Genomic DNA, 15,616 nt, shown 5'->3' with positions numbered 1-15,616 from the left:
GAATGGCAGCAACCGGCGCAGTTACTGGGCTTTGATGATGTACTCGAAGTTCTGCTTGGTTTTCGCATCGTTAATCGTGAGGAAAACATCCTGCGGAGCCTCGGCTTTGGTAAAAGGCACGGCGCGCTTGCTCATATATAGGTCGCGGTTCCAGAATCGGCCCTGACCGGCGGGTAGCTCCGCCAGATTCAGTACTTCCTTGCCGTCCTTGGTTTTGGCTACCAGGCTCAGGTAAGCCGGATCAGCGTTCTGGGCTCCCCGGCGGTACATGGTGATGGTAAGCAAGCCCCCAGCCGGTAGCTGCTGAAACCGACGCTGATACGTGGTGTCGGCCCAGTTGTTCATGCGCTTAAGCTCATTGATTTCGGTGAGCATTTCGGCGTAGGGGCGGTAGGCTACGCGGGTTACGCAGGCATCTACTTCGGCGTCCTCGTCGGTGTTCTTGGTGACGTTGAGCACGTAAGGGCTTTCCTCGTCTTTCTTGGGGAAGGCGTATTTTTTGCGGGGCTTGCCGGGCATGTACTGCGCCGAGGCGGCCAGCGTACCAAGTAGAAGAGCCGAGAGGAGGAAAAATTTCTTCATAGAAGGAGTAGCAAGCGGGTGAGAAGAGGGGCCGGAGTTCGGCAAGACAAAGATAGAGAATAGCCCGGCCCGTTTGGACATGATTTCGGCCAGCCGAGGCTAGGGCCCGGCAAACCCCGCACGCGAACAGGCTAACGCTAGTTCTCCCAGTAACTCCCGCTCACGCCAAGGTGAAAAGCTAGGCCAGTTGAAACGTTTCTAGTCAGAATATTAGGTACTCGAAGCACTTTAAAAATGGGTGTTGCAAGAACTTATTCTCTTGAATATTGTATTAACAAATGAATATTACTGTTTTATTCTATTCATTTATCATATGTTAAAAAATGTCAGCTATACATAGTTGGTAGCGGGTTCGTTAAGAATAAATGCGCCTCGTTTGATGTGTTAAAACAATTTTAACCATTTGTATATAATGCATATTGTTTTAATAACCAGTCTCCTAATTTCCTCAAATGTTAAACAACAGCGTAATGCTAGTATCAGAAGGTCACAAAGCGGGCGGTCAGAATGGCTTTGCAACCTCCCGCTGAAGCAGAATCTATAACCTGAGCAAACGCGCCCTTCTTACTGCCCTTCGTGGTGTTGTCCCTGATTCTTTGTGACTCTTTATCTTGCTGGCCGCCTGTAAAGGTGTAGTGTACTATACATACTACCTAAGTCGATACGCCCATGCTGCTAACCATTACGACTACTCATCAGCCCGCCACTGACCTAGGCTACCTGCTGCACAAGAACCCGGCCCGCCTCCAAACCCTGGATGTAGCAGCTGGTCAGGCCCACGTTTTCTATCCCGAAGCCACCGCTGAACGCTGCACCGCGGCCCTGCTGCTTAGCATTGACCCCGTAGCCCTGGTGCGCAACCACCGCGGTCCGGCCGGGGAAGGCTTTGCCCTAGAGCAGTACGTAAACGACCGTCCCTACGTGGCCTCGTCCTTCCTGAGTGCGGCGCTGGCCAAGGCCTTCAACACGGCCATGAACGGGACTTGCAAGGACCGCCCCGAGCTACCCGACGCCTTATTGCCCCTGGCTGCTACCATTGCCGTAATGCCCGCCGCTAGCGCCGAGCAGTTGCAGCGCCTGTTCGCTCCCCTAGGCTATGAGGTAGAAACGGAAGCCCACCTCCTGGACCCTACAGTGCCAGAATGGGGCAATAGCCGCTACTTTACGCTGCATTTGCGCCACGCCGGCGTGCGCCTACAAGATCTGCTGTCTCACCTCTACGTGCTGATTCCGGTGCTGGATAATAACAAGCACTACTGGATTGGCAGGGCCGAAGCGGAGAAGCTCCTGCACCGCGGCGGCGAGTGGCTACCCCGCCACCCCGAGCGGGAGTTTATTACGCGGCGCTACCTGCGGTTTAGCGCCTACGTAAACCCGACGCTGGAGCGCTTACTACGGAGTGAGGAAGATGTGGCCGACGATACGGCCGAGCTGCCTATGCCACTGGCAGAAAATGCCACCCAGACTACTGAATTTGAGGAAAAGGTAGCCGCCGACAAGCACAGCCTGCACGATCTGCGCCTGGACCGCGTAGCTGAGGAAATCCGGCGCCTCGGGGCCAAGCGCGTCCTCGACCTGGGGTGCGGGGAAGGCAAGCTAGTACGCCGGCTGCTGCAGATTCCGCACGTAGAGCACATTCTGGCCCTGGATGTATCGTGGCGGGAGTTGGAGCGGGCCCAGCAGCGCCTGCACGTGACCGAAATGCCCCCGCGCCAGCGGGAGCGGCTGACTCTGGCCCAGGGTTCCGTGCTCTACCACGACCCCCGCCTGGCTGGCTACGATGCGGCCGCCGTGGTGGAAGTCATTGAACACCTGGACGAAAGTCGGCTGGTTACCTTTGAGCAGGTTGTGTTTGCCCGCGCCCGGCCCGGCGTCGTGCTCATCACTACCCCCAACGCCGACTACAACCAGCAGTACGACACCCTGGCCGCCGGCCAATTCCGCCACCTTGACCACCGCTTCGAGTGGACCCAGGCGCAGTTTGCCGGGTGGGCCGCCGGCGTAGCAGAACGCCACGGCTACCGGGTGCGCGTGGAGCCGCTGGGCCCCGTGGTGGCCGAGGTGGGCGCGCCCTCACAGCTGGCCGTGTTTGAGCGGTAAGCCCCGGGGAGCGGGCGTTCTGGTTGTGGGCGGCCCATGGCTGCTGGGATAGGGGCCATGAGCCGCGGCTTTTTTACCTTTGGGGCGGTGCTCTTCGCTTACTAACTGGCTTATGAAGGTTTTGCTGACGCTGGCCCTGGTGCTCTGCTGGCTGCAGCTCTACGCTCAGGAGCCGGCGGCGCGGCAGCTTTATACTGATACGGTGGCCCGCTACCAGCTCACTTACCCCGCATCCTGGCAGCTACAACCCGCCAGCCACCCGGCTGAAATACGGTTCGTTGCCCCCGGAGCGCCCGGGCTGGCCCGGGTAACAATTACCCGCCATTCCCTACCCGCTGAAGCGCACCCCGGCCTGAGTAGCCACCCGGCCCCCAACCCCCCAGACTCGGTGTGGCAGGCCTTGCAACAACTGCCGCAGGGCCACGTTCAGCAGCTGCGCCGGCGCGCGGCCACTGGGTATCCGGAAGTGCAGTACCAGTATACCTACGCCGCGGCCCCGGCCCCGGCGCCGCGCATTCGCGTGGTGGGCCGCCGCATCAGGCGCGCCGATGTTGAGTTTCGGCTGGAATATCAGGCCCCAGTTACCCAGGATGCCCGTCACCTTGCGGAAGGCGAGCAGGTGCTAAAGTCGTTTCGCTTCACTGCCGATGCTCCCGGCCACCCCGGCGCTACCCCTCAGCCCTGCGACGATAAAATGTACGGTATTGCCGCCCTGCGCTATACTAACGACATCTGGGAAGATGACTGCCAGACCATTCACGAGTTTGCGGGCGCCGATCTTTCCGCCCGGCCTAAGGTGCACCGGCGGGTATTGCCTTTCCAGTCGTACGCCCTGGCCAAGGGCTTCGATAACTGCCTCTACTCGGTCACCAAGTCGCCTACCAACGCGCCTGAGCGGGTGTACCGCTACAACCCCGCTACCGGCCAGGGCGAGTACACCCGCTGGCAACTACCGGCCCAGGGCCCCGAAAACGTCTGGATTTCGGCCGCCACCGACGAGCAGGGACACCTCTACTTTATGACTTCGGATGCCAGCAAGCTGGTGAAGGTAAACCCCACCGATGGGCTGGTAACGGTGCTCTGGACCGCGGACCCGCAGCGGCAGGCGCCGTTTTACCCCAAAATAGGCTTTGCCGGGGCGGGCTCTCACGGTAATTTCTGCCTCGACGAGGCCCAAGTTCTTTACCAAGTGTATAGCACCGACGGCTCCCTGATGAGCGTTGACCTTGCCACCCGCCAGCCCGGCCCCCAGCTGATTGTTCCCACGGGGCTACCGGAGCGGGGCGGCTACAGCGACCTGCTGTTCCAGAAAGACGAACGGGGCCGGCGCTGGCTGTATATGGCCGGCCCGAAAGCCCTGTACCGGGTAAATATGAGTCGGGGCGAGGCGGAGTTAGTGCGCCGGGGCATTTACACGGACCTGGCCGGCTGTAACGTGTTTCGCCGGGAGCCCCCGCTAGTCGGAGCAGCGCCGCCATCAGCTGGCTTGCCCGCTACCGGCGTCTGGCGGGGCCGGGTGTTGGATGCCACTACGTATCAGCCCTTGCCCCAGGCCCGGTTGCGCCTCGGGCCGGCCGGGGCCGAAACGACGGTGCCGCTCACGGCCCAGGGCGCATTTTCGTATCTGGTGGAGCCTGGCCGCCCGGCCGCGGCCCAGGTGCGCCTGCCCGGCTACCTACCCCTCGACAGCACCTATGCCACCTACGCCGGCCCCTACGGGCAGGATGTACTGCTGCAACCACTCACTGTTGGCACCACCCTGGGACTAGATAAAGTCCGCTTTGAGCAGGGGAGTGCCCGGCTGCTCTCGTCCTCATATCCGGCCCTGAAAAAGCTGCTGCAGCTGCTCACGGAAACCCCCAGCCTCACCATTGAGCTGCGCGGCCACACCGACAACGTAGGCTCTGCGGAGAAAAACGTGCAGCTCAGCGAGCGGCGGGTAGCTACCGTAAAAGCCTACCTCGTGCGCCACGGCATAGCGGCGACCCGTATTACGGGCCAGGGTCTGGGCGGGGCCGAGCCCCGGGCCAGCAACGAGCGGGAAGCTACCCGCCAACTCAACCGCCGCGTGGAGTTTCGGGTAACGGGGAGGTAGCAACTAGTGCCCACGAAAAGCTAGTTTAGGCTTCTCGTTTAGAAATCCCGTAGGCTATTTCTCGGTTTATACCCTTTTGTTCGATTTGGATATAGTTTCAGTATGCCAATAACAGATTGATGGTGAATGTGCTTGTGCTTGAATGTATCCTTTTGTTAAATAGGCCTTCGATAGTCCATATGCTGCTAGTCTTCTCGGGCGCTGGCTCCAAGTTCGTATATCGTTCGTAGTTGCTTTATTCGGGCGTCTATTGATTACTATGCGCAGATATATCAGTCTAGGCTGCATTTAGTAAGCTATAATTCTGTTTTCGTCATCGTATGCCCCTGACCTCCCTTAAACTTCCCGAACTCTCCCTGGTGTTGCTCATTGGCACCTCGGGCGCGGGCAAATCTACGTTTGCTCGTCGCCTGTTTCAGGCCACCGAAATTGTGTCGTCGGACCACTGCCGGGCCCTGGTGGCCGATGATGAAAACGACCAGTCGGCCACGCCGGAGGCCTTTGCCCTGCTGCACTACCTAGTGGGCCTGCGCCTAAAGCGTGGCCTCTTAACGGTAGTAGATGCCACCAACGTGCAGCCCGAGGCCCGCAAAACCCTCGTGCAGCTTGCCCGCGACTACCACGTGCTGCCCACGGCCATCATCCTCGACGTGCCCGACCGCGTGGCCGAGGACCGCAACCAGGCCCGCCCCGAACGTCGGCACCTGGGCCGCCATGTAGTGCCCCAGCAGCGCCAGCAGCTACGCCGTAGCCTCAAAACCCTCAAGCAGGAGGGCTTCCGCCACGTTTACCACCTGCATGGTCCCGAAGAAGTGGACGCCGTACAAACCATCGTCCGCGACCCGCTGTACAGCAACCGCAAGCAAGACACGGGGCCCTTCGACATCATTGGGGACGTGCACGGCTGCTATGAGGAGTTGGTGCAGCTGCTTACCCAAATGGGTTACGTCGTGCAGACCGAGCCAGCCCAGGACCCCCGCGACTTGGGTGTGCGTGTAACGGCCCCCGCCGGCCGTCGCGCCCTGTTCCTGGGCGATTTGGTTGACCGGGGTCCCGCCTCGCCCCAGGTGTTGCGGCTGGTCATGAGCATGGTGCAGGGCAGCCAGGCCCTGTGCGTGCCCGGCAACCACGACATCAAGCTGCTGCGCTACCTAAACGGCAAGCAGGTAGCCGAAAAGCACGGTTTTGCCGAAACGGTGGCCCAGCTGGCTCCCGAGTCGGAGGCATTTAAGAGCCAGGTGCGACAGTTCCTAGATGGCCTCGTGAGCCATTATGTGCTCGATGGGGGCAAGCTGGTCGTCGCCCACGCCGGCATGCGCGAGGAAATGCAGGGTAGGGGCTCGGGTGCCGTGCGGGCCTTTGCTTTGTTCGGTGAGACGACCGGCGAAATCGACGAGTTTGGTTTGCCCGTGCGCTACAACTGGGCCTCGGAGTACCGCGGCCGCGCCATGGTGGTGTACGGCCACACGCCCGTGCCGGAGCCCGAATGGCTCAACAACACCATCGACATTGACACCGGCTGCGTGTTCGGCGGCCGCCTCACGGCCCTGCGCTACCCCGAGCGGGAACTGGTAGCCGTACCCGCCGCCCAGGTGTACTGCGAGCCGGTGCGGCCGCTACGCCCGGCCGAAGTAGCTGCCGACGTGGCCCAGCTCACCGCCCAGCAGCAGCACGACGATTTATTGGACATCCGCGACGTGACGGGCAAGCAAATTATTAAAACCCGCCTGCTGCCCTCGGTAACTATTCGGGAGGAAAACGCGGCGGCTGCCCTGGAGGTGATGTCGCGCTTTGCTCTGAACCCCAAGTGGCTGCTCTACCTGCCGCCCACCATGAGCCCTTCGGAAACCTCGGCCCTGCCCGACTTGCTAGAGCACCCCGCCGAAGCCTTCGACTACTTCCGGCGTCAGGGCCTGGAGCGGGTAGTCTGCGAGGAAAAGCACATGGGCAGCCGCGTGGTAGTGGTGCTGGCCCGCGACGAGGCCGCGGCTCGCCGCCGTTTTGGGGTGGTGGGCGAGGGGCCGGGCAAGTGCTACACCCGCACTGGCCGCAACTTCTTCACCGATGCCGCCCTGGAAGCCGCTTTCCTTGCTCGCCTGCAAGAGGCGCTGACTACCGCCGGTTTCTGGGAGCGGTTTCAGACCGACTGGCTCTGCCTGGATGCGGAGCTACTGCCCTGGTCGGCCAAGGCTCAGGAGCTGATCAAGAGCCAGTACGCGGCCGTGGCCGCCGCGGCTACGGCTGCGCTACCCGAAACCGTAGCCGTGCTTAGTCAGGCCAGTTCCCGGGGCCTTGACGGGGTCGAAGCCTTGTTGGCCCGCGCCACGTCCCGCCAAGCGGCCGCCGAGCACTACGCCCAGGCCTACCGCCGCTACTGCTGGCCCGTGGAAAGCCTCTCTGATCTGCGCCTGGCGCCTTTCCATCTGCTGGCGACCGAGGGCCGCACCTATTTCGACAAGGACCACGCCTGGCACATGGAAACCCTACGCAGCATCTGTCTCGCCGACGAGGCGCTGCTCCGGGCCACTCCCTACCGCGTGGTGAACCTTCAGAATATTGCCGACGTGGAAGCTGCTACCCAATGGTGGACCGACCTCACCGGGGCCGGGGGCGAAGGCATGGTGGTCAAGCCCTACGACTTCATCCCGAGTGGCCGCCAGCACCTGGTGCAGCCGGCCCTCAAGTGCCGCGGCCGCGAGTACCTGCGCATCATCTACGGCCCCGACTACCTGCTGCCCGGCAACTTGGAGCGCCTGCGCGAGCGGGCCGTCAAGGCCAAGCGCAACCTGGCCCTGCGCGAGTTTGCCCTCGGTGTAGAAGGCCTGGAGCGCTTCGTGGCCGGGGCTCCGCTGCGGGAGGTGCACCAGTGCGTGTTCGGGGTACTGGCCCTGGAAAGTGAGGCCGTAGACCCACGGCTGTGAGAAGTAGACCGGCGCTTACTTAATACCGTGTTATTTCCTCCTGATTAATTAGCCTTCTCAAGTCTATGAAACAGCTTCACTTCCTGATTTTTACACTTCTCTTGGGCTTCGGAGTAGGTAGGGAAAATGCTACGGCTACGGCCGTAGCAACGCGGCCCGCCTACATGGAACTCAAGGTGTACCACCTGAAAACCAGCCGGCAGGAGGCGGTAATTGACAGTTTCCTCCAGCACCACTATATACCCGTGCTGCGCGCCGCCGGTATCACTACTATCGGCGTGTTTAAACCACTGGGTAACGACACGGCCGCTGACAGAAAAATCTATGTGTTGACCCCGTACTCGTCCTTGAAGCAGTGGGAGAAAGTAAGCCAGGAAACCACCACCAAACTGCTGGCTACCGGAGGCGCCTACAGTAACGCGGCCCATACTGCCCCGGCGTACAGCCGCTTGGAAACAGTTTTTATCAAGCCCTTCGAGCAAATGACCATCCTAACGCCCCCGCAGCTCACCGGACCCAAAAACGAACGGGTGTATGAACTGCGGAGCTACGAGGGTGCCAGCGAGAAGCTATTCCGCAATAAAGTGCGGATGTTTAACGCCGGCGGGGAAATCAAGCTGTTTTCCCGGCTGGGCTTCAATGCTATTTTCTACGGGGAAGTGGTTTTCGGTTCCAAAATGCCGAACCTGCTGTACATGACCTCTTTTGCAAACCTGCAAGCCCGGGAAGCGCACTGGAAAGCCTTCGGCAACGACCCCGAGTGGAAGAAACTTTCCAGCCTGCCCGAGTACCAGAACAACGTGTCGCACATCGACATCGTGTTTCTGCGCCCCACGCAGTATTCGGGGCTTTGAGTAAGGTAGCGGGCTGTAACCGCAGCAACTACCAGAATTTTCGTTTGCACAGAAAACAAAACCTCAGCAAACTCTACAGTCGCTGAGGTTTTGTTTTCTGTAGACCTTTCAGGGCTGTTAGTTTGCCTCTATCAATAACATTGTAGAATAACCCAACTGGCGTCGAAATTCTGGGTTTTTAAGTCTTGTTCTCTAATCCAGAAGTAGAGTCTGCCTGCGTCGCCCCACATCATACCGCATTCGTCCTCATTGCTATCAACTTGCAATAAAAGTCGCCAATTGCCTGCATTTGGCTCCAGTGCTTTTGCTTGAGGCGAGGCATACCCCGATGGGTCACCACAATAGATGCCATTCGTGACCAACTCGCACTCCAGTTCCATGGAGCCCTGAATGGTGTCAGCGTGGCCAAACAGCTTGTTTGTGTTTCCTTCTTCCAATCCAAACAGGTTATCCTGTTCACTCTCGGTTAGAAAATTGAGTAGATTATTATCCCAGGAGGGTAAACTGATTTCCAACTGCGGAATAAGTGTGCAAGCCTCGAATTGAGCGTCTTCTTCCAGCGTATCGGGAAAAGAGACGCGGTGAAGCTCACTGGGTGAGCCTTCGTAATACAGAACCTTGAATTTGTCTCTGTGTTTGCTATCGTATCCCCAAGCCTCCTGATCGGCCGAATAAAAAAAGGATAGAAGTCCTTGGTGGGGCAGTAATCCTTGCTCATCGTAAACACTTACTTCAGCAAGATTGATCTGGGCAATAAAGGAAAGAGGCTTTTCCGGGTCCTGCTCGGTCGGCCACTGACAGCCTGGCGGTAGGTCTGGTATACCACCCATTTTAGAGTTGCCAATAGGAATATCTTCCTCTTCTTCAGGCGCTAAGTGTAGCCGTATACAAGGTTGACTTACTGATTTGATTTTCTCCCAATGCTGAAGAAGCTCTAGCTCTTTCAACATCTCAATTAACTTTCTCTTTATCACGTGCGGTGTTATAGCAGGTAGTATATACTATTTGAAAGCACTATTTACTTGCCCATGCTCTTGTCACGCGCACCTTTGAACTCCGAGCCGGCCCGCCACTGCGGGAACGTAGTTTCGGCGGCCAGGCGCTGGCCCACGCGGAAGTAGAGCTGGGCGTCCTGGGCAATACCCGCGAGGTCCCAGCTGGGGTCAAACTGGTCGGCGGGCTTGTGGTACATGTTCGTGGTGTAATTCTGGCGCTGCTGGGCAATGTAGTCCTTGCCGCGGGTGCGGCTCTCGAAACCGCCGCTGGCGTAGAGGGAGGGCACGCCCACGTGGGCAAAGTTGAAGTGGTCGGAGCGGTAGAACATGCCGGTTTCGGGCTGCTGATCGGGTAGGATGTAGCGGTCCTGCTCCCGGGCCGCGGCGCGGGCGTAGTCCTCCAGCTCCGACTGCCCGTAGCCGATAACCGTGAGGTCCTTCATCTGGCCGTAGGGCCAGAGCATGTCCATGTTCAGGTCGGCTACGGTTTTGTTTAAGGGGTAGGGCGGGTGCTGGGCGTAGTAGGCCGAGCCCAGCAGGCCCTGTTCCTCGGCCGTGACGGCCAGAAACACGATGCTGCGCTCCGGCTTCTGCGGCGCTTTCTGGAACGCTTCGGCAATGCTGAGCAGGGCCGCCAAACCAGTGCCGTCGTCCACCGCTCCGTTGTAGATGGAGTCGCCGGCAATGGCTTTGCCTACCCCAAAATGGTCCCAGTGGGCCGAGTAGATGATGTACTCATCGGGGCGGGTGGTGCCCGGTAGCACAGCCAGCACGTTGCGCGAGGTCTGGCGGCGGAGCTTGTTCTGGATGCTGCCCGTGAGGGTGAGCCCGCCCAGCGGCCGGGGCCGGAAGCCTTTGGTATTGGCGGCGGCATAGAGCTGCTCATAGCTCTGGCCGGCGGCCTGGAACAGCTTCTTAGCCGCGTCCAGGGTCAGCCAGCCTTCCAGGGCGCACTTGTCGGCGCCGTTGTTAGCGGTTTGGGCGCGCAGCTTAGGGCTGACGGCCCCGCTCAGCACCACCGACCAGGGGTAGGCGGCCGGCTTGGTGTCGTGCACGATGAGCACGCCGGCGGCGCCGTGGCGGGCCGCTTCCTCGTATTTGTAGGTCCAGCGGCCGTAGTAGGTCATGGCCTTGCCCTTGAACAAGGTGGTGTCGTTGCCCGCATTGCCGGGGTCATTCACCAGCACCACCACCGTTTTGCCCTTCACGTCGAGGCCGGCGTAATCGTCCCAGCCGTACTCGGGCGCCACCACGCCGTAGCCGGCAAACACTAGCGCGGAGTTGCTGACGCTCACCTGCGGCTGCTCGCGCTGGGTAAACGTCACGAAATCAGTTTTGTACTGGAAGCTCAGGGGCTGACCTTTGCCCTTAATGTGGAGGGTAGGCGCGGGCGTACCGGTAATTTCGACCAGGGGTACGGGCTGGAAGTAGGAGCCACCCGGGCCGGGCTGCAACCCCAGGCGCTTGAATTCGTCGGCCAGATACTGGGTGCTGCGCTGCTCACCCAGGGTGAACGGCTTGCGGCCCAGCATCTCATCCGAGGAAACGGCCTGCAAATACCGGCCAATCGTGGCGGCGCTGATGGCTTCAGCGGGAGTAGTGGGGGTAGTCGCGCCAACTTCCGCCGTAGCCACTGCTGGCGTTGAGGAAGTGGTAGACGCGTTCTGAGACTGGCAGGCCGCCAGAACGAGGCCAAACAGCAGGCCAGCCGGTAGGAGAGAAAAAGTAGAGAAGGGCATCATCTTTAGGGTACTGGGAAGGCAGCAGTGGGAAATATAAAACATTGTTCGGGGAAGCATCACAAACGATTAGTCGGGTACCCGAACCAAATGGTGGCCCTTGTACACGGCCGACCCATTGTATGGCAGCAGAGAATTTGGTGATGGGTTTTCAGGTTAGCCGGAAGATTAAAACGGGTTGAGTCGGCAAAAATAGAACGGAAGCAGCGCCGAGCTTCCACTGGTAGCACCGTTCTTTGCGCACCCTGCTTACACCCCGGTAATTATCTTCCGATTATGCTCTCTCGCATCCAAAAAGCTATTACCCAGCTCGAAACCACCCACGGTATTCGCGTCCTCTACGCCTGCGAGTCGGGTAGCCGGGCCTGGGGATTTCCCTCGCCAGACTCTGACTACGACGTGCGCTTTATCTACAGCCACCCCGCCGAGTGGTACCAAACCTTGGATGAGGAACCCGATACGCTCAACTTTCCAGTGGATGAGGAGTTGGACCTAGCCGGCTGGGAGCTACGCAAAACCCTGAAGCTGTTGCGCGGCTCCAACGCGGCCCTGTTCGAGTGGCTTCAATCGCCGGTGGTGTACCGGGAGGCAACCGGGTTTCGAGCGGCGCTGGCGCCGCTGCTGCCGTCCTGCTGGAATGCCCGCGCTGGCTTTAACCACTACATCGGCCTGATGCGACGTGGGGTGGAAGAAGACCTACCTGCGGAAGACGTACGCCTGAAGCGGTTATTTTACGCCTTACGTTCCACACTGGCCGCCCGCTGGATTCAGCAGCGCCCCACCGAAGTGCCCCCGATGGAATTTGGGCAGCTGCGGCAACTGCTGCCCTCCGCCCTAAACAGCACCGTGGAGGAACTGCTGGCTCGGAAAGCTACCGCCAACGAAAAAACTACCGTGGAGCGGCCTGCCGCGCTGGTCGCCTTCCTCCAAGCCGAGTACACCGTAGCCCTGGCGGCCCGTGAACAGTTGCCCATTAGTCGGCCGGCCAACCCGACGCCCGCCCTGAACGACCTGTTTCGGGCCTGGCTGTAGAACCCTGAAACGGCCGTAGAAACGCGACATTTCACGTCTCGGTATCAGATTGATGCTTATCAGAAAAGGGCGCTACTTACGCAAATTTCGCAACCAAGAGAAGCAGTAGTGGCGCATCTATATGACGTTCAATACCACCAGTCCCGCCCCGCCTATTTATGACCATTGCCGACCTGCGCCAACGCGGCCTGATTTTATTTGAAGCCATCAGTGGCAGCCGCGCCTATGGCACCAACCTGCCCCACTCCGATACTGACCTGAAAGGCGTATTTATTTTGCCCGAAGCGGAGTTTTACGGCCTCACGTACGTGCCTCAGGTAGCCAATGACACCAACGACGAAGTATTCTATGAGCTGCGCCGCTTCGTGGAGTTACTGCTCAAAAGCAACCCTACAGTACTAGAGCTGCTGGGTACTCCTGCGGATTACGTAGTGTACCGGCACCCCCTTTTCGAGGCATTCCGGGCCGAGGACTTCCTGTCTAAGCTGTGCCGCCAGAGCTTCGCCGAGTACGCCGTGGCGCAGATCCGGAAGGCGCGGGGCCTGAACAAAAAAATCAACCACCCCGAGCCGCCCCAGCGCAAGTCGGTGCTGGATTTTTGCTACGTAACGGTAGGCGCTGGGGCCCAACTAGTAGCTACGTGGCTTAGCCGGCGCGGCTACGCTGCCAGCCAGTGCGGACTAGCCAACGTGAATCATCTCAGTGACTTATACGCCCTGTTCGTGGATGAAACGCCCGACCAGCGCCACGGCTACCGGGGCCTGGTGCGCGACCCGGAAACTTCCCAGGATGTGCAGCTCTCGGCCGTGCCGAAAGGGGAAATGCCAGTCGCCTACCTCAGCTTTAACCGCAACGGCTACAGCACCTACTGCCGCGTGTACCGCGACTACCAAGAATGGGAGCAGAAGCGTAATCCGGAGCGCTACCAGAATACCGTGCAGCACGGCAAAAATTACGACGCTAAAAATATGCTCCACGTGTTTAGGCTGCTACGCATGGCCGAGGAAATTGCCACCACGAGCCAACTGCACGTGCGCCGCCCCGACCGTGCGTTTCTGCTGCAAATCCGCCGCGGCGAGTTTGCCTACGATGAGTTGGTAGCCGAAGCTGAGGCCCTGGTAGATCGGGTGGAGGCCGCCTTTGCCACCTCTGCGCTGCCCGACGCCCCCAACCAGGCCGCGGCCGAGCACCTGCTGCGCCAGGTGCGGCGAACCTGGTATGCCCAGGCCGGCCGCTAGCCCTAACGCCACGGCCCGTTTTCCGGTACCTCCGTTGCGGTAAGCATTGGGAAGTAGTGCCGGAAAACGGGCCGTGGCGTTGGAAGTAAAAAGTTACCGCGTCGAGTGCCGGCCTACTTTATAAGTGGATTGGGAGCGGGATTTCTGCCGCAGCAGCGAGAAACGCTTCTTACTGGTTTTGCGGCCCTTATAGCGCTTGTAGAAGGGGCGGTGGGTGTAGGTTTTGCCGCGCATCTTAGCCCGGGCGTACCGGGTAGGGCGGGCGGCATCAACGGGTTCGGCCACGCCAATCATCAACAGCGCAACCAACAAAAGCACGATCCGGGTCATAGGCCAAACAGGTTAGGTCCAGCCTACTAACTCAGGCATCGGCAAAAAATTGTGCGGACCCCCGGGCCGAACTAGTGTTCTAGGCCCCAGGTTACAAAAATCGGCCTTTCCCATCACGAAGATGAGAAAGGCCGGTTACTAATGACTTATAGCAGCTTGCCGCTAGCCTCCACCAATGGTTTGGTTGCGCGAGGGCTGCTTGGGGGCCGGAGTTGTAGTTCTTTTCCGTTTGCGCCAGATCTGGTACCACCGCTGCCGGTAGCGGGCCGTGCGCTTCTTGCGGGCCCGGCGGCCTCCTCCTTTATAGGTGCGGTAATTGGGGCGGTGCACGTAGGTTTTGCCGCGCATTTTGGCGCGGGCTGCCGGGCCGCCCTGACCCAGGGCTGGGCTCACATCAACCAATGCCATCAGCATCAGCCAGAGAAGTAGGAAAAGTCTAGGCATATCAAAAGAAGTAAAGCCGCAAATGGGGAGGCAAAAGTAGGACTCCGGACGGCAACTATTCGGCCAGAATACGGGCAGTACGCAAAAAAAGTCAGCAGTGGATTGTGGAATGTGCCCGATTAAAGCACCTGACTGGTAGAATTTATATTATTCCTAATCTATGTTCCAATTCTTGCGCGCCGGAGCACTCCTCATTTGCATAGGCCTGCTACCGTTCTCAGCCACGGCCCAGCAGCGCAGCCACTTCACCAAAGTGTTCCGGTCAACGGACGCCCTAACCGCCGCTTGTATGAAAAGGGGATGAGGCAGCACGACCCAACTTCCTCACCCAGCCGGTTACCCCCCATCCTGACAGGCTGGCCCGAGTGGGCCCGGGGCGAGTGGGGGCAAAGCTCCTCCTACGCATCGGAGCCTTGCCGCTGAACCAGCAGCGCGCGACCAGCCTCTAGAGCAGCACTTTCGTAGTTGCTCAAAATCTAGAAACCATCGTGCTCCATGTGCTACTAGTAACCTTGTTCTGAGCAGCCGAATGACGATCCTTTTTGCCAGAGTAGGACGGTTTCTTCCCTTGGCAGCCTTCCACAAGATGCCTTCCCGTACTTTCGTGACGAATGAGCTACTCCCTGTTATTGTTTGATTATGATGGCACGCTCTGCGATACCCGCAACGCCATCAAGTACTCTCTGCGGCGTACGTTTCAGGAATTCGGCTTGGTTGAGCCCGTGGAGCCGGCCCTGCAGGCGGTAGTGCAACAGGGGCTGCCCCTCGCCGAAACCCTATTGGCACTGCACCCAGCTGGTACCAGCCCGCTACCCGCTACCTGGGTTGAAACCTACCGCCGCATTTATAGCGCCGAGGCCGAGCCGCTGGTTACTCCTTTTCCCGGCGCCCAGCAGGTACTGGCTACGGCCGTTGCCCGCGGGTGTACGGTGGCCATTATCAGCAACAAGGGATTAGCTATTCTAGAGAATTCGCTGGCGCGGCTAGGCTTGCGCGCGTACGCTGCCCTGGTGCTAGGCGACGACCCCATGGCTGCCACGCCGCTGCCACTCAAGCCCGACCCGGCCCTGTTTACTCAGCGGATTCAGCCCCGGTTTCCGCAGTTCACTCTTGCCACTACCCTCATGATTGGCGACACGGCCACGGATCTGCAGTTCGCCCGAAACTGCGGCATTGCGGCCTGCTGGGCTTCCTATGGCTTCGGCCACGCCCCTGATTGTGCCGCCTTTAAACCCGCCCACCGCATTGGCAGCTTAGCAGAGCTGTTACCCCTTGTGGCTTAATAA

The 15,616-nt window shown here is 59.6% G+C and carries 12 protein-coding genes; 7 read left to right on the top strand and 5 right to left on the bottom strand.

The features are described from left to right. Positions 1–21 precede the first annotated feature (21 nt). Positions 22–582, bottom strand: coding sequence for a hypothetical protein (locus MWH26_RS09485; protein WP_247977020.1), 561 nt, complete (start codon positions 580–582; stop codon positions 22–24). A gap of 669 nt (positions 583–1,251) precedes the next feature. Here MWH26_RS09485 and MWH26_RS09480 point away from each other — a divergent pair. From MWH26_RS09480 to MWH26_RS09465, 4 genes are all read left to right on the top strand, one after another. Beyond that, positions 1,252–2,682: a 3' terminal RNA ribose 2'-O-methyltransferase Hen1 gene (locus MWH26_RS09480; RefSeq protein WP_247977019.1), complete on the top strand. Its 1,431-nt coding sequence runs from the start codon at positions 1,252–1,254 to the stop codon at positions 2,680–2,682. Positions 2,683–2,794: 112 nt separating this feature from the next. Beyond that, the gene (locus MWH26_RS09475; RefSeq protein ID WP_247977018.1) at positions 2,795–4,777 is read left to right on the top strand and encodes an OmpA family protein; all 1,983 of its coding nucleotides are present in this window, start codon (positions 2,795–2,797) and stop codon (positions 4,775–4,777) included. A gap of 320 nt (positions 4,778–5,097) precedes the next feature. Beyond that, complete coding sequence (locus MWH26_RS09470; protein WP_247977017.1) at positions 5,098–7,698, top strand: polynucleotide kinase-phosphatase; 2,601 nt, start codon at positions 5,098–5,100, stop codon at positions 7,696–7,698. A 65-nt stretch (positions 7,699–7,763) separates the two neighbouring features. Beyond that, positions 7,764–8,552, top strand: a complete 789-nt coding sequence (locus MWH26_RS09465) for an NIPSNAP family protein (protein WP_247977016.1) — start codon at positions 7,764–7,766, stop codon at positions 8,550–8,552. A 131-nt stretch (positions 8,553–8,683) separates the two neighbouring features. Here the strand turns inward: MWH26_RS09465 and MWH26_RS09460 are convergent, their stop codons facing one another. Together MWH26_RS09460 and MWH26_RS09455 are read right to left on the bottom strand one after the other, a co-directional pair. Further along, positions 8,684–9,502, bottom strand: a complete 819-nt coding sequence (locus MWH26_RS09460) for a YwqG family protein (protein WP_247977015.1) — start codon at positions 9,500–9,502, stop codon at positions 8,684–8,686. Between the two features lie 68 nt (positions 9,503–9,570). Beyond that, positions 9,571–11,289, bottom strand: a complete 1,719-nt coding sequence (locus MWH26_RS09455; protein WP_247977014.1) for a M28 family metallopeptidase — start codon at positions 11,287–11,289, stop codon at positions 9,571–9,573. A 273-nt stretch (positions 11,290–11,562) separates the two neighbouring features. On the opposite strand from MWH26_RS09455, the gene MWH26_RS09450 reads away from it, so the two are divergent. Together MWH26_RS09450 and MWH26_RS09445 are read left to right on the top strand one after the other, a co-directional pair. After that, a complete protein-coding gene (locus tag MWH26_RS09450; protein WP_247977013.1) occupies positions 11,563–12,318 on the top strand; it encodes a nucleotidyltransferase domain-containing protein in 756 nt (251 codons plus the stop codon). Between the two features lie 158 nt (positions 12,319–12,476). Continuing rightward, positions 12,477–13,556: a DNA polymerase beta superfamily protein gene (locus MWH26_RS09445; RefSeq protein WP_247977012.1), complete on the top strand. Its 1,080-nt coding sequence runs from the start codon at positions 12,477–12,479 to the stop codon at positions 13,554–13,556. A 93-nt stretch (positions 13,557–13,649) separates the two neighbouring features. Here the strand turns inward: MWH26_RS09445 and MWH26_RS09440 are convergent, their stop codons facing one another. Then, positions 13,650–13,886: a hypothetical protein gene (locus MWH26_RS09440; RefSeq protein ID WP_244696358.1), complete on the bottom strand. Its 237-nt coding sequence runs from the start codon at positions 13,884–13,886 to the stop codon at positions 13,650–13,652. 162 nt (positions 13,887–14,048) lie between these two features. After that, the gene (locus MWH26_RS09435; RefSeq protein ID WP_188558976.1) at positions 14,049–14,330 is read right to left on the bottom strand and encodes a hypothetical protein; all 282 of its coding nucleotides are present in this window, start codon (positions 14,328–14,330) and stop codon (positions 14,049–14,051) included. Positions 14,331–14,941: 611 nt separating this feature from the next. Between MWH26_RS09435 and MWH26_RS09430 the strand changes: the two genes are divergently transcribed. Then, a complete protein-coding gene (locus MWH26_RS09430; protein WP_247977011.1) occupies positions 14,942–15,613 on the top strand; it encodes an HAD family hydrolase in 672 nt (223 codons plus the stop codon). The last annotated feature ends 3 nt before the right edge of the window (positions 15,614–15,616 follow it).

Source organism: Hymenobacter sublimis (assembly GCF_023101345.1).
Lineage (GTDB): Bacteria > Bacteroidota > Bacteroidia > Cytophagales > Hymenobacteraceae > Hymenobacter > Hymenobacter sublimis.
This window is presented reverse-complemented; position numbering and strand designations above follow the sequence as displayed.

Excerpts from the sequence above, each read along its gene's own strand:
- MWH26_RS09485 (WP_247977020.1), bottom strand. The coding sequence starts at position 582 with ATGAAGAAATTTTTCCTCCTCTCGGCTCTTCTACTTGGTACGCTGGCC.
- MWH26_RS09480 (WP_247977019.1), top strand. The coding sequence starts at position 1,252 with ATGCTGCTAACCATTACGACTACTCATCAGCCCGCCACTGACCTAGGC.
- MWH26_RS09475 (WP_247977018.1), top strand. The coding sequence starts at position 2,795 with ATGAAGGTTTTGCTGACGCTGGCCCTGGTGCTCTGCTGGCTGCAGCTC.
- MWH26_RS09470 (WP_247977017.1), top strand. The coding sequence starts at position 5,098 with ATGCCCCTGACCTCCCTTAAACTTCCCGAACTCTCCCTGGTGTTGCTC.
- MWH26_RS09465 (WP_247977016.1), top strand. The coding sequence starts at position 7,764 with ATGAAACAGCTTCACTTCCTGATTTTTACACTTCTCTTGGGCTTCGGA.
- MWH26_RS09460 (WP_247977015.1), bottom strand. The coding sequence starts at position 9,502 with ATGTTGAAAGAGCTAGAGCTTCTTCAGCATTGGGAGAAAATCAAATCA.
- MWH26_RS09455 (WP_247977014.1), bottom strand. The coding sequence starts at position 11,289 with ATGATGCCCTTCTCTACTTTTTCTCTCCTACCGGCTGGCCTGCTGTTT.
- MWH26_RS09450 (WP_247977013.1), top strand. The coding sequence starts at position 11,563 with ATGCTCTCTCGCATCCAAAAAGCTATTACCCAGCTCGAAACCACCCAC.
- MWH26_RS09445 (WP_247977012.1), top strand. The coding sequence starts at position 12,477 with ATGACCATTGCCGACCTGCGCCAACGCGGCCTGATTTTATTTGAAGCC.
- MWH26_RS09440 (WP_244696358.1), bottom strand. The coding sequence starts at position 13,886 with ATGACCCGGATCGTGCTTTTGTTGGTTGCGCTGTTGATGATTGGCGTG.
- MWH26_RS09435 (WP_188558976.1), bottom strand. The coding sequence starts at position 14,330 with ATGCCTAGACTTTTCCTACTTCTCTGGCTGATGCTGATGGCATTGGTT.
- MWH26_RS09430 (WP_247977011.1), top strand. The coding sequence starts at position 14,942 with ATGAGCTACTCCCTGTTATTGTTTGATTATGATGGCACGCTCTGCGAT.